This window comes from Chloroflexota bacterium (genome assembly GCA_026713825.1).
In the GTDB taxonomy this organism is placed as follows: Bacteria; Chloroflexota; Dehalococcoidia; order Lucifugimonadales; family UBA1127; genus UBA1127.
The window spans coordinates 43,058-69,441 of the sequence record JAPONS010000071.1; the positions used below are offsets into that span (position 1 = coordinate 43,058).

General features: G+C 64.3%; 20 protein-coding genes and 1 pseudogene. 11 read left to right on the forward strand and 10 right to left on the reverse strand.

The genetic code is table 11. The features are described 5' to 3' along the window. The first annotated feature begins 7 nt into the window (after positions 1-7). The 5 genes from OXC99_09015 (at position 8) to OXC99_09035 (ending at position 5,463) form a co-directional block, all read left to right on the forward strand. Positions 8-955: a fumarylacetoacetate hydrolase family protein gene (locus tag OXC99_09015; GenBank protein ID MCY4625120.1), complete on the forward strand. Its 948-nt coding sequence runs from the start codon at positions 8-10 to the stop codon at positions 953-955. 108 nt (positions 956-1,063) lie between these two features. Further along, positions 1,064-2,431, forward strand: a complete 1,368-nt coding sequence (locus tag OXC99_09020) for a Rieske 2Fe-2S domain-containing protein (GenBank protein MCY4625121.1) — start codon at positions 1,064-1,066, stop codon at positions 2,429-2,431. 222 nt (positions 2,432-2,653) lie between these two features. Then, a complete protein-coding gene (locus OXC99_09025) occupies positions 2,654-3,088 on the forward strand; it encodes a VOC family protein (GenBank protein ID MCY4625122.1) in 435 nt (144 codons plus the stop codon). Between the two features lie 645 nt (positions 3,089-3,733). Continuing rightward, on the forward strand, positions 3,734-4,537 hold the full coding sequence (locus OXC99_09030; GenBank protein MCY4625123.1) for a hypothetical protein: 804 nt from the start codon (positions 3,734-3,736) through the stop codon (positions 4,535-4,537). A gap of 515 nt (positions 4,538-5,052) precedes the next feature. Then, positions 5,053-5,463, forward strand: coding sequence for a Rid family hydrolase (locus tag OXC99_09035; protein ID MCY4625124.1), 411 nt, complete (start codon positions 5,053-5,055; stop codon positions 5,461-5,463). Between the two features lie 380 nt (positions 5,464-5,843). Here OXC99_09035 and OXC99_09040 read toward each other — a convergent pair whose 3' ends face one another. Further along, positions 5,844-7,094: a Rieske 2Fe-2S domain-containing protein gene (locus OXC99_09040; GenBank protein ID MCY4625125.1), complete on the reverse strand. Its 1,251-nt coding sequence runs from the start codon at positions 7,092-7,094 to the stop codon at positions 5,844-5,846. Positions 7,095-7,326: 232 nt separating this feature from the next. Here OXC99_09040 and OXC99_09045 point away from each other — a divergent pair, with 232 nt between their 5' ends. Together OXC99_09045 and OXC99_09050 are read left to right on the forward strand one after the other, a co-directional pair. Continuing rightward, positions 7,327-8,598 carry a Rieske 2Fe-2S domain-containing protein gene (locus OXC99_09045; GenBank protein ID MCY4625126.1) on the forward strand — a complete coding sequence of 424 codons (1,272 nt, stop codon included), beginning with the start codon at positions 7,327-7,329 and terminating at the stop codon, positions 8,596-8,598. A gap of 72 nt (positions 8,599-8,670) precedes the next feature. Next, positions 8,671-10,473 (forward strand): ABC transporter substrate-binding protein, encoded by a 1,803-nt coding sequence (locus tag OXC99_09050; GenBank protein ID MCY4625127.1) that lies wholly within the window; start codon positions 8,671-8,673, stop codon positions 10,471-10,473. Positions 10,474-10,557: 84 nt separating this feature from the next. On the opposite strand, the gene OXC99_09055 is transcribed toward OXC99_09050, so the two are convergent. From OXC99_09055 to OXC99_09095, 9 genes are all read right to left on the reverse strand, one after another. Beyond that, complete coding sequence (locus OXC99_09055; protein MCY4625128.1) at positions 10,558-10,776, reverse strand: hypothetical protein; 219 nt, start codon at positions 10,774-10,776, stop codon at positions 10,558-10,560. A gap of 35 nt (positions 10,777-10,811) precedes the next feature. Continuing rightward, entirely contained in the window at positions 10,812-11,723 is a 912-nt protein-coding gene (locus OXC99_09060; GenBank protein MCY4625129.1) for an ABC transporter permease, read from the reverse strand. 19 nt (positions 11,724-11,742) lie between these two features. Then, positions 11,743-12,669, reverse strand: coding sequence for an ABC transporter permease (locus OXC99_09065; GenBank protein MCY4625130.1), 927 nt, complete (start codon positions 12,667-12,669; stop codon positions 11,743-11,745). A gap of 100 nt (positions 12,670-12,769) precedes the next feature. Further along, complete coding sequence (locus OXC99_09070) at positions 12,770-14,617, reverse strand: glycoside hydrolase family 15 protein (GenBank protein ID MCY4625131.1); 1,848 nt, start codon at positions 14,615-14,617, stop codon at positions 12,770-12,772. 100 nt (positions 14,618-14,717) lie between these two features. Beyond that, positions 14,718-15,527, reverse strand: coding sequence for an ABC transporter ATP-binding protein (locus OXC99_09075; protein ID MCY4625132.1), 810 nt, complete (start codon positions 15,525-15,527; stop codon positions 14,718-14,720). Positions 15,528-15,551: 24 nt separating this feature from the next. Further along, positions 15,552-16,313, reverse strand: a complete 762-nt coding sequence (locus OXC99_09080) for an ABC transporter ATP-binding protein (protein ID MCY4625133.1) — start codon at positions 16,311-16,313, stop codon at positions 15,552-15,554. Then, positions 16,310-17,356 carry a branched-chain amino acid ABC transporter permease gene (locus OXC99_09085; GenBank protein MCY4625134.1) on the reverse strand — a complete coding sequence of 349 codons (1,047 nt, stop codon included), beginning with the start codon at positions 17,354-17,356 and terminating at the stop codon, positions 16,310-16,312. The genes OXC99_09080 and OXC99_09085 overlap by 4 nt, the downstream gene beginning before the upstream one ends. Positions 17,357-17,360: 4 nt before the next feature. Beyond that, the gene (locus OXC99_09090; protein MCY4625135.1) at positions 17,361-18,662 is read right to left on the reverse strand and encodes a branched-chain amino acid ABC transporter permease; all 1,302 of its coding nucleotides are present in this window, start codon (positions 18,660-18,662) and stop codon (positions 17,361-17,363) included. A gap of 140 nt (positions 18,663-18,802) precedes the next feature. Further along, positions 18,803-20,005, reverse strand: a complete 1,203-nt coding sequence (locus OXC99_09095; protein ID MCY4625136.1) for an ABC transporter substrate-binding protein — start codon at positions 20,003-20,005, stop codon at positions 18,803-18,805. A gap of 534 nt (positions 20,006-20,539) precedes the next feature. Here OXC99_09095 and OXC99_09100 point away from each other — a divergent pair. From OXC99_09100 to OXC99_09115, 4 genes and pseudogenes are all read left to right on the forward strand, one after another. Beyond that, positions 20,540-21,154: pseudogene (locus OXC99_09100) on the forward strand (transporter substrate-binding domain-containing protein). Positions 21,155-21,369: 215 nt separating this feature from the next. Next, on the forward strand, positions 21,370-24,492 hold the full coding sequence (locus OXC99_09105) for an efflux RND transporter permease subunit (GenBank protein ID MCY4625137.1): 3,123 nt from the start codon (positions 21,370-21,372) through the stop codon (positions 24,490-24,492). A gap of 778 nt (positions 24,493-25,270) precedes the next feature. Further along, positions 25,271-26,014, forward strand: a complete 744-nt coding sequence (locus OXC99_09110; protein ID MCY4625138.1) for an LppX_LprAFG lipoprotein — start codon at positions 25,271-25,273, stop codon at positions 26,012-26,014. A 6-nt stretch (positions 26,015-26,020) separates the two neighbouring features. Next, on the forward strand, positions 26,021-26,384 hold a 364-nt coding region (locus OXC99_09115), incomplete at its 3' end, for an MFS transporter (protein ID MCY4625139.1).

Here is a 26,384-nt window from a genome sequence, read left to right on the forward strand (position 1 = left end):
GGTTGGCATGAAGATTGGATTCTATGACGACTTTCGTCCTTGTGTTGTAACCGACCGAGGGGTCGTAGACGTCAGCGATGTCGTGGGGGTTGGCGACGGCGGAACACCCCAGCTGTTGCTGGAAGGCATCATCCGGAACTTCGACCAGCTGCGGCCGGCGTTGGATGCCGCGGCGGAGAGCGGCGACGCGGTCCCGCTCGACCAGGTCCGGCTGCGGCCCCCGGTGCCCAGGCCCGGCAAGATCCTCATGGGCCAGGGGAACTATTTGGAGAACGTCGAGAACCCCGTGCGGCGGCCCATGAGCATGTTCTTCAAGTCGCCGGACGCCGTTATCGGGCCGGGGGACACGGTGGTGCTGCCGCCGTTCCAGGCGCGCATCTTCCACCACGAGGCGGAGCTGGCCTTTGTCATTGGCTCGGAGGCGAGCAACGTGTCGGATGACGAGGCCATGGGCCACATCTTCGGCTTCCTCGCAGGGGTCGACGTGTCGGCGCGGTCGCCGTGGATTGGCGGCCCTCCGCCGGGGCCAACGCAGGGCGACGGCCCGGCTATGCCCGGCAACTTCGGGAAGTCGTTCGACACGTTCAACCCCATTGGCCCCTGGATCGTGACCGCGGACGAGATTGCCGACCCGCACAACCTGCACGTGCAGTACCGGGTGAACGGCGAGATTCGCCATGACTACCACACCTCCGATATGGAGCATCAGATTCCTGTGCTGATATCGACCATGTCCAGCATCATGACGCTGAAGCCCGGCGACCTCTTCATGTGCGGCACCAACCACCAGGGTTTGGGCCCTCTCCAGGACGGCGACATCGGCGAGATGGAGATTGAGGGCATCGGCAAGTTTTCGCACTCGGTCGTGGACGCGCTGAAGCGCGAATGGCCAAGGGGCGTGGAGTCGCTGGCTGCGGGGAGTGTTCGCGCATCGAGGACGGGCGGCAACACCTAGGGGTGCTGACGACAAGATGCGTTGTCGTGGACTTAGTCAAGGGGTATCATGCGCTAAAATCCCCCGCGCGGGACGAATGCGGACGCTTGGAAGAAAGAGAGGGAGAAAATGCTGACCCGGGAAGAAAACGAGTTCATGTGTCAAACGGGCCCAGGCACTCCCATGGGGGAGTTCTGCCGGCGGTTCTGGACGCCGGTGCTGCTCTCGGAGGAGCTGCCGGAGCCGGACTGCCCGCCGGTGCGGACGAAGATCTACGGCGAGTTCATGGTCGCCTTTCGGGACACCAGCGGCAGGATAGGGTTGCTGGCGGAGTTCTGTCCCCACCGGCTGTCCAGCCTCTTCTTCGGCCGCAATGAGGACAACGGGCTGCGCTGCATCTACCACGGCTGGAAGTTCGACGTGGAGGGGCAGTGCGTCGACATGATGTCTGAGCCTGTGGAGAGCGCCTTCAAGGACAAGGTCCGGGCCACGGCCTACCCCACCTTTGAGGGTGCGGGTTTCATCTGGGCCTACATGGGGCCGCCGCACCTGGAACCCCCGAAGCCGGAGCTTGAGTGCCTGCTGCTGCCGCCGGAGCACATGGACACCACCAAGATCCTCTACGAGTCCAACTGGGTGCAGGTGATCGAGGGTGAGATTGACACGGTCCACTCATCCATCCTGCACAGCGTGCTGGACCAGCACGAGATCGCCAAGCAGGAAGGCCAAGGCGTCAACGCGCGCTACCACCTGCGCGGCAGGCCGCCGGAGTTCTTTGTAGAGGACACGGACGGCGGCATCCTCATCGGCGCGGTGCGCGAGGCGGAAGCGGACAGCAACTACTGGCGGATATCCCGCTGGCAATTCCCGTGGATCACCATGCCGCCGGGCGGTGGCAACGGCTCGCCGCCGGAAGGCAAGAACGCCGTGCGCGGACCGATACGCGCCGCCTTCCTGGTGCCCATCGACGATGAGAACTGCTGGTTCTACATGTGCTCATGGCACCCCTACAGGCCCTACAACGAAGACGAGCTCATCTACAAGGTGGGGCGCGGCAACCCGAGCCGGGGCGTTCCCCCGGAACCCTGGAAGAACGGGCTGATTCCCGGGACATGGATCGGGAAGGCCAACAAGCACAACGACTACATGATCGACCGGGACGCGCAGAAGAACTACAGCTTCTCCGGCATCCCCTTCAACAACGGACGGGCCCAGGACTCAGCCATGACCGACAGCATGGGCTCGAGCACCACGGCGCCCCGGTGGATGGAGCACTTGGGCACGACGGACCGCGCCATCATCCGGATGCGCCGGCGGCTCATCCGGGGTGCGAGGGACCTGCAGGAGGGCATCGAGCCCTACGCGGCGTCGCACCCGGAGTCGTTCCGGGTACGTTCGGGGCAGGCCATCCTGCCGAAGGGCGTCTACTTCACCAACGACCCCGATACATGGGACAGCATCACGGTACCGAGCTCGCTGCAGCCGGCGAAGGCCTGATCCCGGGGGCCGTTCCAACGTCTGATTGACGGAGTGGGAGCTACACGACCGGCGACCCGGTCGCGTAGCTCCCACTGATTTCAGTGAGGCACACGTCGGGCCTCGGCGTGGGCCACAATGGGGGCTCGGCAGGCCGCGCATCCATCTGCGGAAGGGGTGCGTGGTTGGGTCCGGGGACCGATCGGGCCAATCATGGGCAATCGAAGAAGGAGGGCGTTCGCCATGTTCAGGGGCGTTAGCCACATCTACTACCGGGTGCGGGACGTAGAGGAGTCCATCGAGTTCTACACCAAGAACCTAGGGTTCACCCTGCTGCGGAAGTACCTGACGAACGGGAGACTGTCCGCCTATGTGGAACTTGACGGCGTTCTCCTGGAGTTCGGCGTGCCAGCCGACCTCAGCGAGCTCCCGGGGGAGCGCACCATCCGGAGAATCGGCATTGCCGTGGACGACATGGACGCAGCGCTCGCCGACCTCACCAGCAAGGGAGTGGAAGTGGTGCGGGAGCCGTGGGACGCGACGACTTTCTGGGGGCGGCAAGCGGTCATCCGGGACCCGTCCGGCTACGAGGTCTCCTTACGCGAATGGAGCGCGCCCGACGGGCCCACGTTCGAGGGGTGGACGCCCCGCCATGAGACTGTAGAGCGCCTGGGCTGATGATTGTTTCCCAGCTTGGCAGCGTTGGTGGTCCAGAGCACCACCAACCGGGTAAGGCGTGCGGCTACAGCGGCAACTCCTATGCGAACCTCTGCGCGATGGCAAAGCCTTGCCTGTCGGCTGGACAAGCATCGGAATCCCCTGTCCGCTTTCTCTTCAGGTTGCCCGCGCAGGGCATTCGTACCCACATGCCTGTCGCCGATGTTGTGTGTGTCGGCTGATGCGGCGTTCCGTTGCCCCGCCGCATGCGGCACGCTATCACCGTGGCCCGGCGACCCCGCCGTCCCATCGGCTGGGGCATTGCGCGGTTGAATGGCAAGACTCGTGCTGGTGTCCGGCAGTGATTCCTGTGCAGCTTCATTGGGTCCAGATAGACACAATCCCTTTCGACCGGTGAGGAAACGGGCCGGATTCGGCTGGGTCAGCCGCTTACACTGGCGTTGGGACAAACGTACACTGTCATATGACGGGCACGGGCAACCCGGGTACGGACGCCGTCATCCTGGCCGCTCAAGCTGCAGAGGCCTCGGTGGCCCCCACGATCTGAACGGCAACGGTACAATGAAGATGACGAGGTCATGGCGCTTGTTTCGCGCTGCTCTGCTGAGTAGGCTGGGGCATCACCGCTGCGAACGGGAGGGCAAAGTGATCCGGACTTCCCTGGGGATTATTGCGGCACTGGCAATCGCCGCCATGCTGGGCGCAGTCGCGTTCCTGGCGCAGCCCGACGACGTAGAGGCGCAGTCGCATAGCGCTGAGCGTACCTTCAAGCAGGACTGGGCCTCGCCCGGCGGCGTGCTTCAGGTCACCATCACGGCCAGCAACTATGGGCCAATCGGCCAGGTAGTTGAAACGCTGCCGAACGGCTTCACCTTCGTCAACTCAAGTCTGTTGAGCAGCCAGATTGAACTGGACGGGCAAGTCATCCGGTTTAACCTGTTTGGCGACTCCAGCTTCATTTACAGCGTAACCGTTCCACCGACGGCGGGGCTGTACACTTTCAATGGCCTCATCAGAAACGTCGACCGCAATGAACTGAGCGTCACCGGCGACACGCAGTTTCGCGTTGGGCCGCCGCCGACACCGGTCCCTACATCAACGCCTGCCCCGACGGCGACGCCGACGCCGGAGCCTACGGCCACGCCGACGCCGGAGCCTACGGCCACGCCGACGCCGGAGCCTACGGCGACGCCCACGCCGGAGCCTACGGCCACCCCGACCCCTGAGCCTACGCCGACCCCTGAGCCTACGCCGACACCCGAGCCCCAGGTAATCATCGTGGTGGAGCCTACCGTAGCGCCGACGCCGACGGCGACTGCCGCTCCAACCCAGCCCCCAGCTACCGCGGGTGCAGGCGGCAGTGTGCCGGGAGTGCTATGGTTCATTGCGGTACTCGCCGGCGTCGGCATCCTGCTGGCAATCTTCTCGTACATCCGTACCCGGAGCTAAGTGTAGGGTAAGAGTTGCGGAAGGTTGACCCTCGGTTGGTTGGCGCCGGAATGTGGCCGGGCTGACGTTGGCTTGCGTCCACGCCGTACAGCGGGAGTGTGGCGGCTGGCGATGCTGGCCATCGCCCCGGAGGCAGTCACTCCCCATTCCGCACAAGGGGCCAACCCTTGACTTCCACTATTGCCGTGCCTACACTGCGCGCAAACCGAGGCTATTGTGCTTGAATCGTGCCTTATTGTGTCGTTTTTTCGCAATATATATGGCGATAAATAACGAAATACTGCCATATTCTGCCAATCGAGAGTATATTCAAGGTCGTAGGGAAAAGGCATCGGGTAAGGTCATTCGGGTGATCGCGCAGTGATGGGGTCTCCTTAAAGGGGGCGTCGACGACCGCCTGACGAGGGCCCCACTGCGATGGTGAGGGCTAAGCGAGAGCGAAGTCTCCGGTTGCGGCTTTGATGCAGGCGCCGAGCACAAGAGTCAATACGCCAAGAGCGAGGAGGGAGGCAGAGATGGCGGAGCGGAAGATGCTGACGATCCAGGGCATAGACTACTCGGAGCGGGGGGTGCACCCGATCCCGATGGGGGCGAGGGTGGGCAGCCTGATCGTGTCGTCCATACTGACTGGCACGGACCCGGGGACTCGCGAGCTCCCTCCGAACGTGGAGGGGCAGGCTGAAGTGCTGTTTCGGAACATCTCGACCCTGATGGAGGACGCCGGGGGGACGGTGGATGACATCGCCCGTGTGACGTTCTTCGTACAGAGCAAGCAGATGCACCGGCCGGCCATTGACGTCGAGTGGGAAAAGATGTTCCCGGCGGGCGGGTTCCGTCCGGCGCGCATTGTCCTGGAGGTGGCGCCGCAGGGCTCGCCGCTGATACAGGCCGAGGTCATCGGGCTGCTCACCAACGGCGGCGACTAGCCTCCGGGTTTTCGCGGCGGGCATGCGCCGATGCTGTCACCTGGGCCAGCATTACAACACAGAGCACGCTGCGGCCGGCGAAGGCCTGATACTGGGGCCCGTTCCGGCGCTTTGCTTGGTATAGGCCATGTACCGTCCTCGCGGTGGCTGGGACACCGTTGCACTTGACGGTCTTATTCGGCATGGTCAGTCCGCCGGTCAAGGCGAACGACTACGACGCTCGTATACGCTCAGGTTCAGCCTGCATGAGGTAATGCCGCGTCCGGGCGCACATAACGTGCAAGAAAAGGAGCGGCGGCGCTGATGAGGCTCTGGCCTCCCTTGCGCCGCCGCTTCGTTTCGGTGTGCTTCTCTGCTCCAACTCAAGCTGGACGTGCAGTCTATCCCGTCGTCGTCGCCCCCGAGCTCTCGCTGCGGTACTGACGATAGCCCTCGGGCTTCCAGGGCTCGGCGGGCTCCTGGCCTTCCATCAGCGCGCGTGCCGTCTCGATGAGGCGCTGCCGAACGCGGATGATGATCTTGTCCGTGCTGACCAGGTGCTCCTTCCAGCGCTTGGAGATGGGTCCCCATTGGTTCTCCTGCATCGCCGTGTCCTGCACGGCTGTCTGCGACATCCCGCTGAAGCTGAACTGCTTCTGCTTGATGCGGTCGATGTTGTAGTCGTTGAAGATGTTGTCCTTGTACAGGAATGTGCCCGGCTGCTGGGGCGGGTTGATGTACCCGCCGATGCGCAGGTCCCACACCTGCTGCTCCGTCAGGGGCCCCGTCGGGCTCCACCGGACGCGGAAGTAGATGGTGTGCTCGTCGTCCGCCGGCACCTTGATGTTCATCGGGTAGGTGCCCGCCGACGCCAGCCCGACGGGGTCGAAGCACGGCATGAGCCAGCTCGGCCCGCGCCCCAGGTTCGACGTCCTGCCGAGCGGGCCCATCGCGCGGCCGACGTTGCCGACGCCGCAGTCGTAGTCGATGGGCTCCGGCTGCGGCGGCACGAACTCCGGCGACGTCCCGACCGGCCGGCTCGTGATGCCCGCGAACTTGTTGGCGGGGTTGCTCACGTTGCTGTCGAGGGTGCTGTGCAGGAATGCGCCGTGGCTCGGGTCGAAGTCGCCCTCCAGCGCCTGCATGTAGTTGGAGTGGTAGATGTACTTGGCGGAGTGCGTCCAGCTTGACGGGTTGTGGAACCACTCGAAGCCCGGGTCCGGCGGCCGCTTGTCCGGCGGGCCCAGATAAAACCACACCAGCCCGCCGCCCTCGATGGCCGCGTAGCTCGCGATCTGGATTTTCTCCCGATAGCTTGACCCCTCCACGCAGTTCGGCATGTCGACGCAGACGCCGTTCACGTCGAATTTCCAGCCGTGGTAGATGCAACGGAGGCCGTCGAGCTCGTTGCGGCCGAAGAAGAGCGGCGCCCCCCGATGCGGGCAATACGCGTCGATGCAGCCCACGCGCCCGTGGGAATCGCGGAACACAATGAGCTCCTCGCCCAGCAGCGTCAGGCGCACCGGCTCGCAGTCCGGCTCCGGCAGCTCGCTGGACAGCATGGCGGGGAGCCAGAACCGCCGGAACACCTCGCCCATCGGCGAGCCCGGCCCTACCTGCGTCAACATGGCATTGTCTTCTACGGACAGCATGTCGCCCTCCTCCCCCGCTTGCGTCGAGGCCGGACCGCACCCGGCCAGAGCCCATTCTGACGCCAATGTACCCCAACCCTTGGGGTTGTCAAGCTGAGGGAACGTCAAATCGTCTGACAGTGTTGTAGAAGCGATTGACATAGTTGGCCCACAGCCGTATTGTGCGCCAAAACAGCAATGGCTTGATTCGTCCAATACGATTTCGTCTCGGTGCCCGTCTAGGAGGCGCGGCATGCTCAGCCAGAGCGACAACGAGCTGCTCACGAGGGTTGGCCCCGGCACTCCTATGGGCGAGCTGCTGCGCCGCTTCTGGATCCCCGGCCTCCTCGAAGAGGAGGTCCCCGCGCCCGACTGCCCTCCCGTGCGCCTTCGCTTGTTGGGCGAGGACCTCGTTGCCTACAAGGACACCGACGGCAACATCGGCGTCCTGGACAATTACTGCCCGCACCGCCGCGCCAGCCTCTTCTTCGGCCGGAACGAGGAGAGCGGACTCCGCTGCGTCTACCATGGCTGGAAGTTCAACGTCGACGGCTTATGCGTCGACATGCCTTCGGAGCCGGCCGAGAGCAACTTCAAGGACAAGGTGCGCATCACGTCGTACCCCGCCGTCGCACGGGGCGGCATCGTGTGGCTGTACATGGGCCCACCGGAGCTCCAGCCCGAGCTTCCGGCCTTCGAATGGTCGGCGTTGCCCGAGGACCAGCGCGTGGCCACCAAGCGGCTGGAGGAGTGCAACTGGGCGCAGGCGGTGGAGGGCGGGATAGACTCCAGCCACATCTCCTTCCTGCACCGCAACCTGGTTGACCTCAACCCGGACGCCCCCAAGACCCTGCACCAGAAGTACGCCGCTGGCGACCGCTCGCCGTCCTTCACCATCAGGCCGACCGACTATGGCTTCATGGTGGGCGCGGGCCGCAACGCAGAGGCGGGGCAACGGTACTGGCGGATCACCCAGTTCCTGACACCCTTCTACACGATGATCCCGCCCGTGCTCGTGCGTGACACGGACTCGCGCAATATGGGCTACGGCGGCCACGCGTGGGTACCCATCGACGACGACAACACGTGGACGTGGAACCTGAGCGCGAGCCCGCACCGCGCGTACGAGGAGAGCCGAGGCGGCGGAGGCCTCGAGGAGGCCCTTGACGCGAAGTACCGTCCCCTCCGCAACATCGACAACGACTACGGACTGGACCGCGAGAGGCAGCGGACGGTGAACTACACCGGCATCGTCGGCATCAACACGCAGGACCGCGCCGTGCAGGAGAGCATGGGCCGCGTCGTCGACCGCACCGCCGAGCACCTCGGCACCACCGACGCCGCTGTGATCGCGTTCCGACGCCGCCTCATGCGCATGGCGCTCGCCCTGCAGGAGGGTGTCGAGCCCGTTGAGGCCGCCAACGGCGATTGGTACCGTGTGCGCTCAGCGTCCGCGGTCCTGCCGGCGGGCGTCCCCTTCGATGTGGGAGCGGCGTCGCTGCTGATGCCGTCGTACAGCGGGTAAGAGTCAATCACAACATCAATCACGGAGTGTCCGGAGGAAGACAGAGCTAAACGGTTAGACGGAGGTGCAGCAATGACCAAGCAATTGCGATTCGCGATAACCCTGGTGCTTGCATTCGCCACGCTTGTGTTCGTGGCCGCGTGTGGCGGGTCGAGTAGTGACGACACGGCCACGACGGCCACAATGACCGAGCCGCAGTCGCCCCAGCAGCCCGTGCAGCCCGCTCCGGCGACGGCTCCAGACGCGCCGACGCGACCCTCGACGATAGCTCCAGTGGTCGCGCCCACGGCGGCCGCACCCACGGGGAGCGTCGATCTTGCTATGCCAGGGCCCGCGCCGTTCGAGCGCCTCGTCATAGCTATGACCGCGCCGACCGACGAGACCAATTCCGCCATCTCCGTCGGTGGCACATCGGGCTGGCAGCTCGGCCCAATGTACGAGTGGACTGCATCTGTCGACCCGGAGACGGGCGCGTACACTCCGATGCTCGCTGAGGACTGGTCCATAGCTGAGAAGTCCGTCACGTTCACCTTCCGCGAAGGGGTGCAGTTCCACAACGGTTGGGGCGAACTGACCGCCTACGATTTTGAAGACTCCATCCGTGACGCTACTCACGAGGACAACCCTGGCGGAGCCCAGTACATTGCGGCAATCGAAAACGTGCAGGTGTTGAATGACCGGCAGGCGGTCGTCAACCTCAAGACCATCAACGTGACGTTGTTCAGGAACATGTCACAGTTCGTCGGTGGTTTCGAGTTGATGAGCAGCAAGAACTTCGACGAGCTTGGGCGCTATCCCAAACTCGACGAACCCCCAATCGCCGGCACTGGCCCGTACCAGTTTGTGGAGCGAAGCGAGGGCAGCTACGTCCGATTCAAGCGCGTGCCCTATCAGCACTGGCGTGTCACGCCGGAATTCGAGGAGCTGGAGCTGCGCTTCATCTCGGAAGAGTCGACAAGACTGGCCGCGCTCCTGACCGATGAAGTGCACATTTCGCCATTGGCCACGGACCTGCACGAGACCGCCTTCTCCAAGGGCATGTCCTCCATCAAGGGCACAATCCCGGCCAAGCGGATAAATTTCCAGTACCTCTGCTGTTACCTGGAGGACAGGACGATGCCTGAGTTGGGCTACGTCTACCCGGACGTTCCCATGATGGACATCCGTATCCGTCAGGCGCTGAGTAAGGCCATTGACCGCAATGTCATCAACCAGGCCCTCTTCAACGGCGGCGCCGACATCATGCAGGTTCAGGGCTACAACCCCCGCAGCGACGGCTGGAACCCGGAGTGGCCCGCAGCATTTGAGGCCAACTTCAACTACGACCCGGAGGGCGCGAAGGCGTTGCTGGCGGAAGCCGGCTACGGCCCCAATAACCCGTACGAGATGGGCATGGTCCTGCTCAGCAGCTACCGGGGCTTGCCAGAAGGACAGGACGTCGTGCTGGCGACGGTGGACATGCTGCAGGACATTGGGGTCAAGGTGAATATCGAGAGCATGGACAGCGCCACACAGGGGACGCGGGCCAGGAACCTGGAGTTTGACAACCACCTGAACCTGCGGCAGACGTCGTCAGACCTGTTCACCAACGTCTTCATCTACGGGAGCCAGTGGGGCAGGACGCCCGGCGTCTTCGTCATCCCGCGATTGAACGAGCTCCACCTGGCGGCCCGGGCGACCCTGAACCAGGCCGAACACACCAAGATCTTCCGTGAGGTGGGAGACATCATGGTGAACCAGAACCAGGCAATTCCGTTGCTCTGGATTCCCACTGTGATGGTCTACAACCCTGACATCGTGGGTGAATGGGTGTTCCCTGGCAGCATGATCGCCCTGTACAGCCACTTCGACAACGTGAAGGCAGCCAGACAATAGCCGCAACTCGATGGCAATAGGGAGAGGGGCGCCGGTAGGCGCCCCTCTCTTTTGCTTCCGTGCTGTTTTGGTCGATATAGGCCTCTAGTAGAACGGCCGGTCCCAGTTGTTGAGCGGCGGCTGCGGACGCTTCTTCCGTCGCTCGTTAATCCCCTTCCACACCCCCAGTGCGAGCCCGATGCCCGCGCCAATGGCGATGCCGAACCCGCCGAGGTACGCCATCACCCAGAACATGAAGATGCCGAACGCCACGCATGTTGCGCCGGCCAACGCTCCGCCAAGCGCCCACCAGACGACGTTCATCGCCTAGTCCTCCCGTAGGCCGCCGAGGGCGACGATCATCGCCGCACCTGCCGCAGCTTCGGGTCGAGCCGGTCGCGCAGCCAGTCGCCGAAGAGGTTCAGCGACAGCACCGTCAGGAAGATGCCCAGACCCGGGATGACGGCAACCCACCATGCCACGGCCAGGTAGTTGCGCCCGTCGGCCACCATGACGCCCCACGCCGGCGTGGGGCGCGGTATCCCGACGCCAAGGAAGCTCAGCGTCGACTCCAGGATGATGACGACGCCCACTTCCAGCGTCGCCAGCACGATTAGCGTGTTGGCGACGTTCGGCAGGATGTGCTTGAAGATGATGCGTGGCGTCGAGCAGCCGGCGACGCGCGCGCGCGCCACGAAGTCCATGTTCCGCAGCGACAGCGTCTCCGCGCGGATCAGCCGCGTATACCGGTTCCAGAGGAATATGGCGATGACGGCAATTGCGACGAAGATGCTCTGCCCGAAGATGCTCACGAAGATGAGCGCCATGAGAATGGCCGGAATGGACGCCTTGATGTCCACGATCCGCTGCACGACGTGGTCGACCCAGCCGCCGTACCAGCCGGACAACAGCCCCAGCGTCGTGCCGACGGTGGCGGAGATGAGCAGCGCCGTCATCGAGACGAAGAGCGCGATGCGGGAACCGTATATCAGGCGGCTGAGCTGGTCGCGGCCCTGCCGGTCGGTGCCGAGGATGTGCTCCCAGCTGCCCTCGGCGTCCCACACGGGCGGGGCCAGCCGTCTCGTGAGGTCGCCGTCCAGCGGGTCGTGCGGCGCGATGATGGGCGCGAATAGGCCCGGGATGACCAGCACCACCAGCAAAATGATGACCCACAGCAACGGTAGGCTGCGCAGGAACCCAATCGCACGCTGGAAGCTGGACTGCGTCCGCTCCATGGCGCCCAACTGGGTCCTGTCGGCAAACGTGGCCATTCGGCTCTCCTTCTGGCCGCTACCTGTTAATGCGCGTGAACCGAATGCGCGGGTCGGCGTAGACGTAAGCGATGTCCGTGACCAGGTGCATGATGATGAGGATGGTCGAGCCCATGAGCGCCAGGGCCTGCACGACGTGGTAGTCGCGGGCGTTGATGGCCTGGATGGCGAGCTGGCCCATGCCCGGCCACGAGAAGATGGTCTCGACCACGATGGACCCCGACACGAGTTGCGCGATGACGACGCTCATGAACGTCAGCGGCACGATAGCCGCGTTCCGGAAGGCGTGCTTCCAGATGATCTTCCACTCCGGCAGCCCCTTGATGCGCGCCAGCTTCACGTACTCGGAGTCCAGCTGGTTGAGCATCGCCGAGCGCATCAGCCGCAGCGTGGCCGCGCTGGGCAGCGCGAGTACGATGACGGGGAGCACGAGGTGCTCGACGCCCCCCTTCCCCGACGTCGGCAACCACCCTAACGTCACGGCGAAGATCCAGATGAGGATGATGGCGATCCAGAAGTCGGGCGTCGCCTGCCCGACGATGGCAAGCGACTTGCCGCCGTAGTCGAAGGCGGAGTCCCGCCTCACCGCGGTGAGTACGCCGATGGCGATCGACAGCGGGAAGCTGATGGCCAGCGAGATGCCGCCGAGGAGGAGCGTGTTGGGCAGCCGCCGCTTGATGAGCTCGCCCGCGGAGGCGTCAAAGCTGAATGACGGACCAAACTCGCCCCGCAGCACATTGCCCATATACGTGAAGTACTGGACAGCAAGCGGACGTTCGAGCCCCCATAGCTCGCGGATGTACTGGGCGGTAGTCTCGTCGTCTTCCTCGCTCAGCAGGTTGTCGAGAGGGTCGCCGGAGAGCCGCACGAGGGAAAAGATGATGATGGTCACACCCAGGAAGGCGATTAGCCCGTGAAACAGCCGGATGAGGATGTATCGCTGCACGCCGCCCCCTGTTAAGGCGAAACGAGATTACGTGTGGGCAACATAGTTGCCATAAACTGGAGTGTCAAGCAACTCTAACCCAGGGAAACGGCTAGCGTCCTTACCCCTGCCGCCGCCGAATGAGCCGCGTCGGGGTGTCCGCGATAAAGCCGGACAGGTTCAACGCCGTGTGGATAAGCCCGATGTGTGAGTACGCCTGCGGGAAGTTCCCAAGCTGACGGTTCTCGGCGGGGTCGAACATCTCCGCGAACAGCCCCAGGTGGTTGGAGCACCTCGTGATCATCTCGTGGAAATAGTCGAATGCCCTGTCCGTCTGACCGGTGTAGATCAGGTTGCCCATGAGCCAGAAGCTCAAGAGCGTGAACGCCCCCTCCGGCTGCGCCTCCAGCCCGTCGTCCGTCTCCTCCGGGATGTAGCGCCATACGAGCGGGCCGTCGGCCAGTTCCCGTTCGATGGCGTCGACGTTCCAGCGGACGCGAGGGTCCTCGCGGGGGATGAGGCTGAAAAAGGGGATGGCCAGGTTGGAGGCGTCGAGGGCGTCACTGCCGTAGTGTTGCCGGAACGCTCCTTTGGACTCGCTCCAGCCCAGGTCGAGCACCTCGGTCTTGATGTTGTACGCCTGCTGTGCCCAGCGCCGGTAGTGCCGCCGGTGCCCGACGGCTGCCGCGATGTACGCCGCCGTGTCCAGCGCGGTCCAGCAAAGCACCTTTGAGTACACAAAGTGCTGCTGCGCCCCGCGCACCTCCCACACCCCGCGGTCGCGCCTTTGCCAGTTCTCGATGACCGTTTCAGCCAGCGAGTCCACCAGTTCCCAGGCCTCCTCAGGGATCTCGCCGTGGAGCACGAGCAGCGAGTGGATGGACGCGATGACCTCGCCGAAGACGTCCATCTGCAGGTGCTCGGCGGCCCCGTTCCCGATACGGACGGGGCGCGAGTCCTCGTAGCCGCGCAGGTGATCGAGAATCTGCTCCTTCAGCGACGACGACTGCGTGATGCCGTAGACGATGCGCGTCCTGCGCGTGTTGAGCTGACATTGCTCCAGCAGCCATTTGACGTAGCTGTCCGCGCCGTACACGTCGCCGAGCCGGTAGAGGATATCGACGGTGAAGCTGGTGTCGCGCAGCCAGGAGTAGCGGTAGTCCCAGTTCCGTGAGCCGCCGATGGTCTCCGGCAAGCTCGTCGTGGGCGCCGCGACGATGGCGCCGGTGCCCCGGTACATCATCAGATGCAGCAGCAGAAAGGAACGCACCACCTGCTCGCGCCACAGGCCCTGGTAGCGCATCCCGGCCACCAGCTCCTGCCAGTAGCGCTGCGTAAGCCGCAGCTTCTCGTGCGAGCGGTACCGCTCCAGGCTCGCGGGCCGCCCGTTGCCGTACGCCATCACGAAGGTGGCCGTCTCACCCTGCGACAACGTGAAGACGCCGGACATTCCGCCGTCGCTCACCTGCAGGGGAACGTCTGTGAGCATCATCATGCTCTGCCGCCCGCCCTGTGCCTCGACCACGGTGCCGCTCCCGTTGCCCCGGACCACGCGGAACGCCGGGACAGCGCGCGCGTAATCGTGCCGGGGTTCGTAGTCGCACTGTATTTCGACGCTGCCCGCCGAGCATGTGACGATGCGGTGCAGTTCCGGCAGTTCGGAGGGGTTCGTGTCCGGCTTGCTGTCGAAGTCGCTGTCACGGATGGGCATGAAGTCGGTGATGGACACGACGCCGGTGGGTGTCGAAAAGACGGTTTCCAGGACGTTGGTGTCCTGCACGTAGGTCTGGTGCGCGTTGGTGTAGGCCTCGGCTGGCCGAATGCGGAAACGCCCGCCGATGTCCTGGTCGAGAATGGCGGCGAAGACGCTTGGCGAGTCGAAGCGGGGAAGGCAGCACCAGTCGACGGAGCCGTCCGTGCCGACAAGCGCCGCCGAGGACATGTCGCCGATGAGGCCGTATTCGTACAAGGTTTCTTCTTGCCCTGGTGTCGGAAGGCTGCACCACTCTAGCATTCCATAGTTGCGCGGTGCAATCATGCGGATGACAAGAATGTATCCGGATAGGGGCTTACTCCTCCTCCATCGGCTGCACCTTGCCGAGGAAGACCTCCGTCAGGATGTTGGTCTCACGCACGTCGTCCGGCGTGCCCTCGAAGACGACGCGGCCAGTGTCGAGGATGTACGCCCGGTCCACGATGTCCAGCACTCCCCTGATGTTGTGCTCCACCACCATGATCATCGTGCCGAGCTGTTCGCTGATGAGTGAGACGTTGAAGAAGACGCTTGCGACGATGTTGGGTGCGAGCCCAAGCGTCGGCTCGTCCAGCAGCAGCACCTCTGGGTTGGCCATCAGGCCCCGGCCCAGCGCCAGCATCTGCTGCTGCCCGCCCGACATCTGGCTCGCGAGGTCCTTGCGCTTGTCGTGGAGCACGGGAAAGAGGTCCATCACCGTGTCCATGCGCCGGCGCCGCTCCGTCTTGTCTCGCAGGTAGGGGCAGCCCATCTCGAGGTTCTCCTTGATGGTCAGGTGCGTGAAGAGCCGTCTGCCCTGCGGCACGAAGGAGATGCCGTGCTTGACGATCTCGTGCGTGGCCGTGGTCAGCGGCGCGTTGCGCCAGTACACATGGCCCTCGGCGACGGGCGCGAGGCCCATGATCGCCTTGAGCACGGTCGACTTGCCCGCGCCGTTGGGCCCCATCACCGCCACGACCTCACCCTTGCGAATGCCCAGCGACGCGTGCTCCAGCGCCGCGACGGCCCCGTAGCGCACGGAGACGCCCGCCATCTCCAGCATGTACGGCTCGTCCGTCACGCCGTTGGTGGCATCGACCGGCTCCGGTTGTTCTGTCACTTCCTGTGCCTCGTATTCTTCTGCCATGTTCCACCGTCTAGGGGACTGCGATTACGCGCCCAGGTACGCTTCGATGACCTCTCGTTTTGCGAGCACCTCGTCCACGTCACCCTCGACCAGCAGCTCGCCGCTGTCCATGACGATCAGGTGGTCCGAGAGCTCCCGCACGATTTCCATGTTGTGGGAGATGAAAAGGATGCTCTTTCCCCTCGCCCGCAGCTGCTTGAGGATGTCCTTCACCCGCACCAGCATCTGCGGGAAGAGCCCGGCAAAGGGCTCATCGAACAGGTAGATGTTCACGTCGAGGGCCATCGCCCTGGCCATCTCCAGCAGCTTCCGCTGCCCGTAGGAGAGGTCCTCCGCCTGCGCGTCGCGCTTGTCCCACATGCCCACGTCGCGCAGCACCTGCTCCGCCCGCTGCTTCTTCTGCGCCTTGCTCCGCTCGAAGAGCGAGGGCCACAGCCTCCGCTCCGTCAGGACGACCATGATGTTGTCCCATACGCTTATCTGGTTGAACAGCCGCACGTCCTGGAACGTCCGCGTGATGCCGAGGCCCGGCGTCTCATGCGGGTGGACTGTCCGCAGGCCCACGCCGTCGACGATGACCATGCCGCTGTCGAGGGGCAGCACGCCGCTCAGGATGTTGATGAGCGTCGATTTGCCGGAGCCGTTGGGGCCGATGACGCATGTAATCTGCCCCCGCGGTATGGAGATGGAGAGCCGGTGCAGCGCCTGCACGCCGCCGAAGTTCTTGCTGACGCCCACGGTGCCGAGGGCGTAGTGTTCAGCGTCCCGGGCCGGAACTTGCGTCATAGCCTGTACCTCCCCAGCAGCCCTTGCGGGCGGAAGAGCATGAGCAGCACCAGCATTACGCCCAGCACCACCTGCCGCGCCTGCCCCACGTACACGTCGGGCAGGAACGGAATGAACCGCATACCCTCCTCCAGGAGCACGAACGTCATCGCGCCCAGCAGCGAACCCCAGATGGTTGCCAGCCCGCCCAGGATGACGATGGACACCAGCAGGATCGACTCGAGCAGGATGAAGGAGTTGGGGTCGATGAACGACGTCCAGCTCGCGAAAAGGCCGCCGGCCACCGCCGCCATCATGGCGGAGACCACCCAGATGGCCAGCTTGTAGTGCGTCACCTGGTAGCCGAACACCGAGGCCGCCTGCTCGTCCTCGCGGATGGCCGTCAGCACCCGCCCGAACGATGACGTCACGATGAACCACGCCGCCACGGAGACGAGCGCAAGGCATGCGAGCGCCATCGCCAGGAACTCCAGCTCGCCGTCCAGCGCGCGCGTGCCGAGCACCGGCCTCGCGATGTCGTGAATGCCGAACGCGCCTCGAGTGACCGCGCGCGCATTGAGGAAGAGGTTGAAGGAGATGATGGCGAAGCCGAAGGAGACCAGCACGAAGACATCGTCGCGGAAGCGGTTGAACACCACGCCCACCACCAGCGCCGTGACGCCCGCCAGCGCTATGCCGACGGGCAGCGCCGCAAAGAACGGGAGCTCGTACGTCGGGATGCCCTCCGTTCGCAGAAGCGAGTAGTCGGTTGTGGAGGTGAGGATGGCCACGCTGTACGCGCCGATGCCGAAGAAGCCTATATGCCCCACGGAGAGCAGCCCGGTGAAGCCGATGACCAGGTTCAGGCTCACGGCAAGGATCGCCCAGATGGCGAAGACTGTGCCGATGGTGATCGCGAACCCGACGCCCTGCCACAGCACGAACGCCACCACCCACACCAGAACGATGATGTTCGCCCACAGTTCGACGTTTCCGTTGGCGAGCCGCAGAAAAACCCGGCGGGCGCGCCGATTTTCGGTTGTCTCGGGGGTGTTCGTTGTCATTCCGCTACTTCCTTGGCAGCAGGCCCCTGGGCCAGAACGAGAGGAAGAGGATGAGCACCACGAAGGAGATGACGTCCTTCCACTCGCCCGCCAGGTCCCAGATGCCGAACTGTTCCACCATGCCCAGCGCGAAGCCGCCGATCAGGGCGCCGTACAGGTTGCCGATGCCCCCCACGACCGACGCGATCCAACCCTTCAGCAACAACAGCAGGCCCATGCGAGGCTGTATCGCCGTGTCGTGGCCGCTCAGGATGCCCGCCATCGCCGCGAACACCGCGCCGATGAAGAACACGATGGCGATGACTACCGTCGTATTGATGCCCACCACCTTGGACACGTCCTCGTCGTCGCCGATGGCGCGCACGGTCCGCCCGAACGATGTCCGCTGCAGCAGCCACAGCAGCCCGGTGAACCCCACCAGCGAGACGCCCACCGTGAAGAAATTGAACCCCTTGATGTTCCCGCCCCCCAGCTTCAGCGGCTCGCTGCCGAAGGCGTCGGGCAGCGGGCGCGGCGCGCTCTCGAACACGATGGTGATGGCCGCGCTGATCGCCAGCAGGATGCCCATGGACGCCACCAGCATGACCAGCGGCGAGCGGGCCCGCTGTCGCAGGGTGACGTACAGGCCACGGTACAGCCCCAGCCCAACGCACCCGGCCAGCAGGCAGGACACCGCCCAGCTGAGGTACAGCTTTGTCTCCGGCGCGCCCGCGAAGTATGCCGCCGCTACGATGCCCCCGGCCAGCCCAACGGCGATGGGGACGTACGTCGAAAGCCGGCTGTCGTTGCCCGTTAGCCGGACAAGCGCCTCGCGCACCGCCAGCCCCGCGACGGCGCCAATGGCAAGCCCCGCAAGGGGGCCGAAGAGGACATGAAGGTTGTCGGTAAAAGTGAACACAAACCCGGCGTAGACGCCTGCGGCCGCTCCGGCGGCCCCGGCGATGCCGTACATTCTCCGCTGGCTGACGCGATCGCGCAGGCGGGGCCAGAGGATCTCGTACAGCGCCCACGCCACAACGCCGGCCACCACCGCCGCGAAGAGCGCATTGACGACAGGGTTCTGCACCTGGTACAGCCCGCCTATGGCTTCCTTGGAGCGGAGGTAGAAGACGCCGTATGCGCCCAGGGCGGCGGCGGCGCCGTAGTACAGGTCAAAGAACCAGACGGTGCTGTAGACAAGGGTAAATCCCATAGCGAGCAGCGCGTACACCGCGCCCACGGAGAGGCCATTGAATGCAAACTGCACGGACTGCGAGGGCGATTCCGTGACCTTCCACGCGAGGTATGCGACCACAAACGTCGCCAAAGCTATGGCAAGGATGTTGCCCTGGCGGCTACCGGACGCTATCAGGCGTCGCACGTATCTACACCCCGCGCTTCAGAATGCAAGTGAGGATGGAGACTGCCCCGGCCAGGGCCAAGGCGTCTCCATCCTCACACTCAGCTCTAAAGAATTGGCGCTGGGCCCAAGACCTTGTAGCCCAGGTTGTCATCGGTGCGCTCACTGACCGGGAGCACCTCAACGACCACGTTGGCCAGCCCGACGACTTCCCCCTTCTCGTCGAAGCTGTAATTCTCGCCGATGGCGCCGCTCCAGGTGATTCCGTAAAGACAGTCGCGCATACCGTCAGCGTCCTGGTCGTCGTCCGTCTGTTTGAGACACTCCGCCACGATGTACACGTCGTCGTACGCTGAGCCCAGGTACCAGGGCAGCGTCACGTAGTCGTACTTTGCCCGGAAGTTGTTGACCACCTCGGTTGCAGTGGTATTGTTCGGGTCAAGGTCAGTAATGATTGCCTTGACGCCTACTGCCGCGTCCCCTGCGACCTCCAACGCCGTCGTGCCGGCGACAACAACGTCGCCGTAGATGGGGCCGTCGTACCCAAGCTCGCGCGCCTGCTTCACTATAGTCCCGCCGGAGAATTCAGCCTGCGCGGCGACAAGCAGTGCATCTGGCTCCTCGGCGATCAGCTTGGTCAGCTGGCTTCGAAAGTCGGTGACGTCCGTGGGGTAGCTCTCCTCGAGCAGGGCCGTGCCGCCCAATTCAAGGAAACGGTCAGTCGACGCGCTCCGCACGCCCTCCGCGTAGTCGGTGGTTTCTGCGATGCTCGCAATCGTGCGAATGCCGTCGGCCCACATGGTGTTGCCCATGTCGATGCCGAGCTGTGCGTCGTTCAGGGATGTGCGGAAGATGTAGTCACCCGCCTCCGCGATGTCCGGGTTTGTCGCAAGCCCGGAGAACATGACTACTCCGTCGGCCTCGGCCAAAGGCGCCGCGCCGAGCATGGCGCCGCTGCAGGACGTGCCAAGTATGATCTTGATGCCGTCCACGTCTGTGAGCTTCCGGTAGGCGGTGATAGCGTCCTGGGCGCTGCACTTGGAGTCTTCAATCACCAGCTCCAGCATTCTGCCGTTGATGCCGCCGCTTGCATTGATCTCATCCATCGCCAGTTGCTTCGCCTGGTTGGCGACGGTGCCATAGGTCTCGCCCGGTCCTGTAAGGGACTCCATGACCCCTATTCTGAACGGTTCCGGCGGCTGTGTAGGCTGAGGGGCAGGTTCCGTCGCTGGTCCAGTGACGGTTGTGCCGGAGTCGCCTCCGCTTGCGGCCTCGTCTTCCCCGTTGCAAGCTATAAGGGATAACACCATTACCGGTAAGAGGACAAACAGAAGAATGGCTCTTGCAGAAAGCGTTTTCATATCGGCCTCCCCTTCCCACATCACTGTGGTGCGACTCTAGCGGGCGGTTACGACCCCATCTGGGGTTAAAACAGTATGCCCCCACATTGTGCATTCTTCAAGGACTCCACGTAAGTGCATTGCCGGGTTTGCAAGCGAGAATGCTCTTCCCGCCGCACAAGTCATCCCGTTTTGACCGCGCTTTGGCGCATCGAATCGTGTCAATTTAGTCACTTGCTGCTATGCTTGAACTGTTTAATTTGTATCGTTGCTTTCAGTGGCGAGTCCGTGAAATTGTGAAACTGCAAGCTGTAAGAGTGGCCTGCAAAGCCAATTGGGCGAATGGCACAAGTGGATGGGAGGATGAAGGCGCGAATGGTGACCAAAGCTCGCATACTTACGGGAATTGCTCTTGCGCTCTTGGTCGCCGCCCTGTCACTTTCGTGCGCCGGCTCGCCGCCGGTGCGGCTCGCCACGGACGGCGAGTAACACCCCTTCAACTTCGTCAACGACGCCGGCGAAATCGACGGGCTTGAGCGTGAAATGGGCGATGAACTCTGCCGCAGGGCTGACCTGGAATGTGAGTGGGTCCTGAATGAGTGGGACACCATGATCCCCCACCTGCGTGCGGAGGACTTTGACGCAATCGTCGCGGGAATGAGCATCACGGACGAGCGCGATGAAAGGATTGACTTCACCGAGCCCTACTACCCGCCGACTCCCTCGGTCTACCTGGCTAAGGCAGGCGCGGGCGATGAGGCCGCCGAGGGGAGTCTGGGCGCCCAGGCTGACACCATCTACTCCGACTACTTCCTGGACTCCGGTATCTTCTTCAAGACGTTCCGGGACGCGCAGGACCCGGTGGACGCCATCCTGAACGGCGAAGTCGACGCTATCCTCGTCGACCACGCGTTCGCCGTGGAGAAGTTGACGGAGTTCAGCGGGCAGCTCGCCATCGTCGGGCCGGAAGTGTCGCTGGACCGCGGCATCGGCATCGGCGTACGCACGGACAGCGAACTCAAGGCGAAGCTCGATGAGGCCATCGCGTCGATGAAGGCGGACGGCACGCTCAACGCCCTCATCCGCAAGTGGTTTGGCGAAGACGCGGCAACCTTCTAGGCCCGTTTGAGAAGGCCTGACCACGGCGCTCCTAACCTCCCGCAACCCGCAGCCGTTATTGTTCGGAAGCGAGTGCAGCAATGACGCTGCCGGGGTAATTGTGTTACGCTAATTGGTGGAATATTTCACAATTCTCACCAACAACCGCCCACTCATTACTGCCGCCCCCTTTACAGCAGGCCCTCCCTGCCGAGGGCAGAAGTGGAGTAACCCACGTGACGTTCCTCACGGCATTCGCCTTGCGCCGTCCAACAGTCGCAATTCTCGCCATCATCATCATCCTCGCCGCCGGCATAACGGCCTACCGCTCCCTTCAGGTTGAGCTGTTCCCGCAAATCGAGTTCCCCCTTGTTACCGTCTTCGCGACCTATCCCTCGGCGGACCCCGAGGCCGTCGTGCGCGACGTCACCGGGCCCATCGAGCGCGCCATTACTGGCGCCGACGGCCTCGAGAATATCCAGTCCAACTCCTCCGAGGGCCGCGCCGCCATCTTCGTGTCGTACCGCTACGGCACCGACATGGCCGCCGCCGAGACCCATGTCCAGAACGCCGTGAGCAGCCTGACCTTCCCCGGCGGAGTCGAGGAGCCCCTCATCGGCCGCTTCAACCCGGAGGAGATTCCCGTAATCCAGTTCGGCGTCGTCTCCGACCGGCCGCTGCCGGAGGTCCAGGCCCTTGTCGAGGACCTCCTCGTCCCGGAGCTTGAGAAAATCGAAGGCGTTTTGACGGTCTCGTTGGATGGCGGCGTGGAGCGCCGGGGGGCCGTCTCGGCCGACCTCGCGAAGATGACCGCCAACGGCGTAACCCTCGAACAGGTGGCGACTGCCCTCCGAGAGAACAACGTCTCTCTCCCAGCGGGCCTCCTGTTCCAGGGCGGTCAGGCCGTTATCGCCAAGACCACCCACTCACTTGACTCCGTCGACGATGTGCGCAACCTCGTCGTCGCCACCAACGACGGCAGCCCGGTGCGGCTCTCCGACGTCGCGACGGTCTCCTTCGGCGAGGGCCGCCAGACAAGCTTCACGCGCGTCAACGGCCAGCCCGGCGTGGCCGTCTACGTCACCAAGGATGCCGAGGCCAACACCCTTGACGTGACGACCGTCGTCAACGAGGTCCTCGACGGCGACACCGGCCTCCCCGACGATGTCGAAATCATCATCGTCAACGACCAGGGCCCGGACATTCAGCGGCAGATCGACAACCTCGTCCGCGAGGGCACGTTCGGCTTCCTGTTCGCCGTCTCCGTGGTCTTTGCCTTCATGCTCACCATCCGGCCGACGTTCATTCGCGGCCTGTTCACCACTATCCGGCCCACAGTGGTCATCGGCCTCTCCATTCCCCTCAGCGTGTTCACGGGCATATTGCTGATGTTCTGGCAGGACATGACCCTGAACTTCATGACGCTCGGCGGCCTCGCCATCTCGGTGGGCCGCGTCGTCGACGACTCCATCGTCGTGCTTGAGAACGTGTACCGCCACATCCAGGGCGGCCGGGAGCGTTGGCGCGCCGCACTCGAGGCCACGGCCGAGGTGGGGCCCGCCATTTTCGCCTCGACGATGACCACCGTCGTCGTCTTCGTCCCCCTCGCCTTTATCGAGGGCCTCGTGGGCGCCTTCTTCCTTCCCTTCGCGCTCACCGTGACCTTCGCCCTGCTGGCGTCGCTGCTCGTCGCGCTCACCGCCGTCCCGGTGCTTGGCGCGCTCCTGTTGCGGCCCGGCGACCTCCCCGATGCCGCCGGTGACGAGGGCGACATTCCCATGCAGGAGACCGCCCTCCAGCGCCTCTACCTCCGAATCCTTCGGTGGGTGCTCGGCCACCGCGCCGTGACGCTTCTCGCGGCGGTCGTCATTACGGTCAGCAGCCTTGGACTCCTCTCAGTCATCCCCGTCAACCTCTTTGGCGGCGGCGGCGACCGCTTCCTGCAGATCGAGCTCAGCCTCCCGCCCAGCGCCGATGTCCAGCAGACAATCGCGGAAACGGAGGAGATCGAGAACCGCCTCGACGGTATTGCAGAGGTCTACAGCGCCAGTATCGGCGGGACGGACTTCGACTTCGGCGGCGGTCCGGCGGGCCTGCAGCAGGCCAGGTTCTTTGCCCTGCTTTCGGACGAGGCCCCCGAGGACATCTCCGAAACACTGCGAGAGGAGCTGACCAAGCCCGGACAGACCGTGCGCGTCTCCGAGCTCTCAGCGGGACCCCCGGCCGGCGGCGTCGAGATTTTCGTGACCGGCCCCAACTATGACGATATCGCCGAGGTCACCCGCGAGCTTGCGGACTCCATCGGCTCCATCGAGGGCATCGTCAACCTCGAGAGCAACGTGACGCAGGCGCGCCCGGAACTGGCCGTGCAAGTCGACCCGGAGCGGGCGGCCGGCATCGGGTTGACGACGCAGCAGGTGGGCACACAGCTCAACAAGTTCCTCATCGGCGAGCAGGTCACGTCCATAGACATTGATGGCGAATCCGTTGACGTGTACCTCTCCGGCGACATCCTTGCCGCCGGAGGCTCCCAGGGTCTGGCGGCCCTTCAGATCGTCGGCCCCGGCGGTACACTGTCCCTGATCGAGGTCGCAACCCCCGAGCTCCGCGAGGGCCCCGTCACCATCAGCCGGACGGACGGGCAGCGCTCTGCAAGCATCACCGCCGACATCGTCGCCGAGAACACGCAGGCCGTCGGCATCCTCGTCGACGAGAAGATCGACGCGATCGACCTGCCGCCAGGCGTCAACGTTGAGAGCGGCGGCGTCTTTGCCGACATCGCTGAGGGCTTCCAGGCAATCTTCATCTCCATGGCCGTGGGCATTGTGCTCGTCTACCTCGTCATGGTGGCCAGCCTGGGCAGCCTCAGAAACCCCTTCATCATCGTGCTGACCCTGCCTCTGGCCCTCGTCGGCGTCATGGCGTCGCTGGCCATAACGGACCGGGCGCTCGGGCTTGCGGCGATGATGGGCATCCTGCTGCTCATTGGCATCGTCGTCACCAACGCCATCGTGTTCATCTCCTTCGTGGAGCAGCAGCGCGCGCGCGGCCTCGGCGTCTACGACGCCCTCATCTCCGGCGCTCGCGTGCGCCTGCGCCCCATCCTCATGACGGCCATCACGACGAGCTTCGCGCTGCTGCCCCTGGCCGTCGAGTCCGAGGGCGGCGGCATCATCAGCGCCGAGCTCGCGACCGTCGTCATCGGCGGGCTGACAAGCTCGACCGCGCTGACGCTGCTGGTGCTGCCAATCATGTACATGCTCTTCAATGAAAGCATCCCGCGCCTGTTCGGCCGCATCCTGCACCGTATGCCCTCGGCCCCGCAGGTGGCCGCTCCGGAACCCGCGGCCGACGGTTAGATGTTGGCCTCTGGACAATTCAGCGTCCCCGTCACGGCGGGGACGCTTGTATTTGTGCCGCTGGTCAGCCTGTAGGTCAATCCCGCACCCCCACGCATCGCTCCCCGCCCCCATGCGCCATTGCCTGCACCCCCTAGGCGCCATCCCTGCACCCTCCAGTCGTCATTCCTGCACCCCCCATGCGCCATTCCTGCCTCCTCCAATCGTCATTCCTGCGAAGGCAGGAATCCCGAGGCGCGGCCAAGTGGGGCATCCCCATCACCAACCATCCCAGCGCTTCCTCACCCCGTCGTAGGGGCGATTCGCGAATCGCCCGTCCCGCGATAGCTGGACCCCCTGACACCGCCACATTGCGCACAACCCGCCATCTCCACTACCTTCCTCTCATGGAACGCCACATCCGCAAACTCAACCAGTCCGTCAACTTCGAGACGCACGCCAATTTCTCCGTTGGCCACTCGGCCCTTGGCGATTCTCTTGCCATTCGCATGGGGGTGTCTTGTGAAAAAACCAGTCGTGTTGTAGCTGAAATGTGCCGCATGGATACAGTCTTGAGACACGTTGTTTTTCCCACCGTCAACGGAAGGGCAGCGACTCTTGGGACTCTGGCGCTTACAGGAGAGCCGTCCGTTGCCACGGCAGTTCCCCGCGTCAAGACACATGACGGGTTACGCCCGTCCATCCGCGTTAACGCATTCCCGCTTGTTTGCGCACGGCGGACGTTGATACACTCGCTCTGCTCATCGCACTGCGGATACCTGTCCTGTGAAGGGAGCCCATGAGACTGGAGACATTGCGTTCAACCCTCGCACTGCTCATGCTTGTCGTCCTCGCGTTCACCGCGACAGCCGCCTGCAGCCCAACTGACGAGCCGTCGGACCTGACACCGTCGGAGCGCCTCGAGAACGCCGCGGCGCGCATGAAGCAGGTGACGTCGCTGGAATTCACGCTGTCGCACGAGGAGGGGCACACGCCGCTCCTGCTGGGCGTCGTGCTGCAGGGCGCGCAGGGAACCGTGCAGCACCCCGACCAGGCGTCCATGTCGGTCGACGCCGAGGTCAGCGCCCTCAACACCTTCCTGGAGATGCAGATCGAGGTGGACGGAGAGAACGCCACCATGACGGACCCGCTCTCCGGCGTTCCGCTGGAGCTCCCGTCGAGCCAGCTCCCGTTCAACCTGCACAATCTCGGCGACACCCTAAGCGGCATCTTGCTAGCGATTCAGGCACCCGAGTATTCCGGCAACGAGTCGCTTGACGGCGTCTCAAGCCGGGGAATCGCGGGCGCAATCAGCGGCGCCAACATCCAGCCGCTCATCCCCGGCGCCGACGGCACGCTGCAGCAGGACATCGAGGTATGGGTGGGGGAGGACGACCTCGTCCGGCGCGTGCGTATCACCGGCAAGGTGTTCGCTAACGACATCGCGCCGGTCATTCGCATCCTCGACTTCACCGCCTTCGATGAGGCTCAGCCCTCCGTGCGCGCGATGCCCGCAATCGGCGACGCCGGCCACGCGGTCTAGCCGGACATGGCGGGCGAGGCTCCCACCGGACTCCGGGCATGGCTGCCCCTTGCCATCGTCAGCGGCGCGGTGCTGACCGCCGCCCTCGACCACACCGTCGTGGTGACGGTGCTGCCGGAGGTGATGCCCGACCTGAAGGTCCCGCCGACGGAGCTCGACCGGGCGGCATGGATCATCACCGCCTACCTCCTCGGCTTCACCGCCGCCATCCCGTTGACGGCCCGCCTCGCAGACGTGCACGGCCACGCCCTGCTCTTCCGCGCGTCGCTGTTGGTCTTCGCCGTCGGCTCGCTGGCCGCCGCAATGGCCCCCAACCTCGAGTTTCTCATCGGCGCGCGCGTCGTGCAGGCGCTCGGCGGCGGCGCGACTA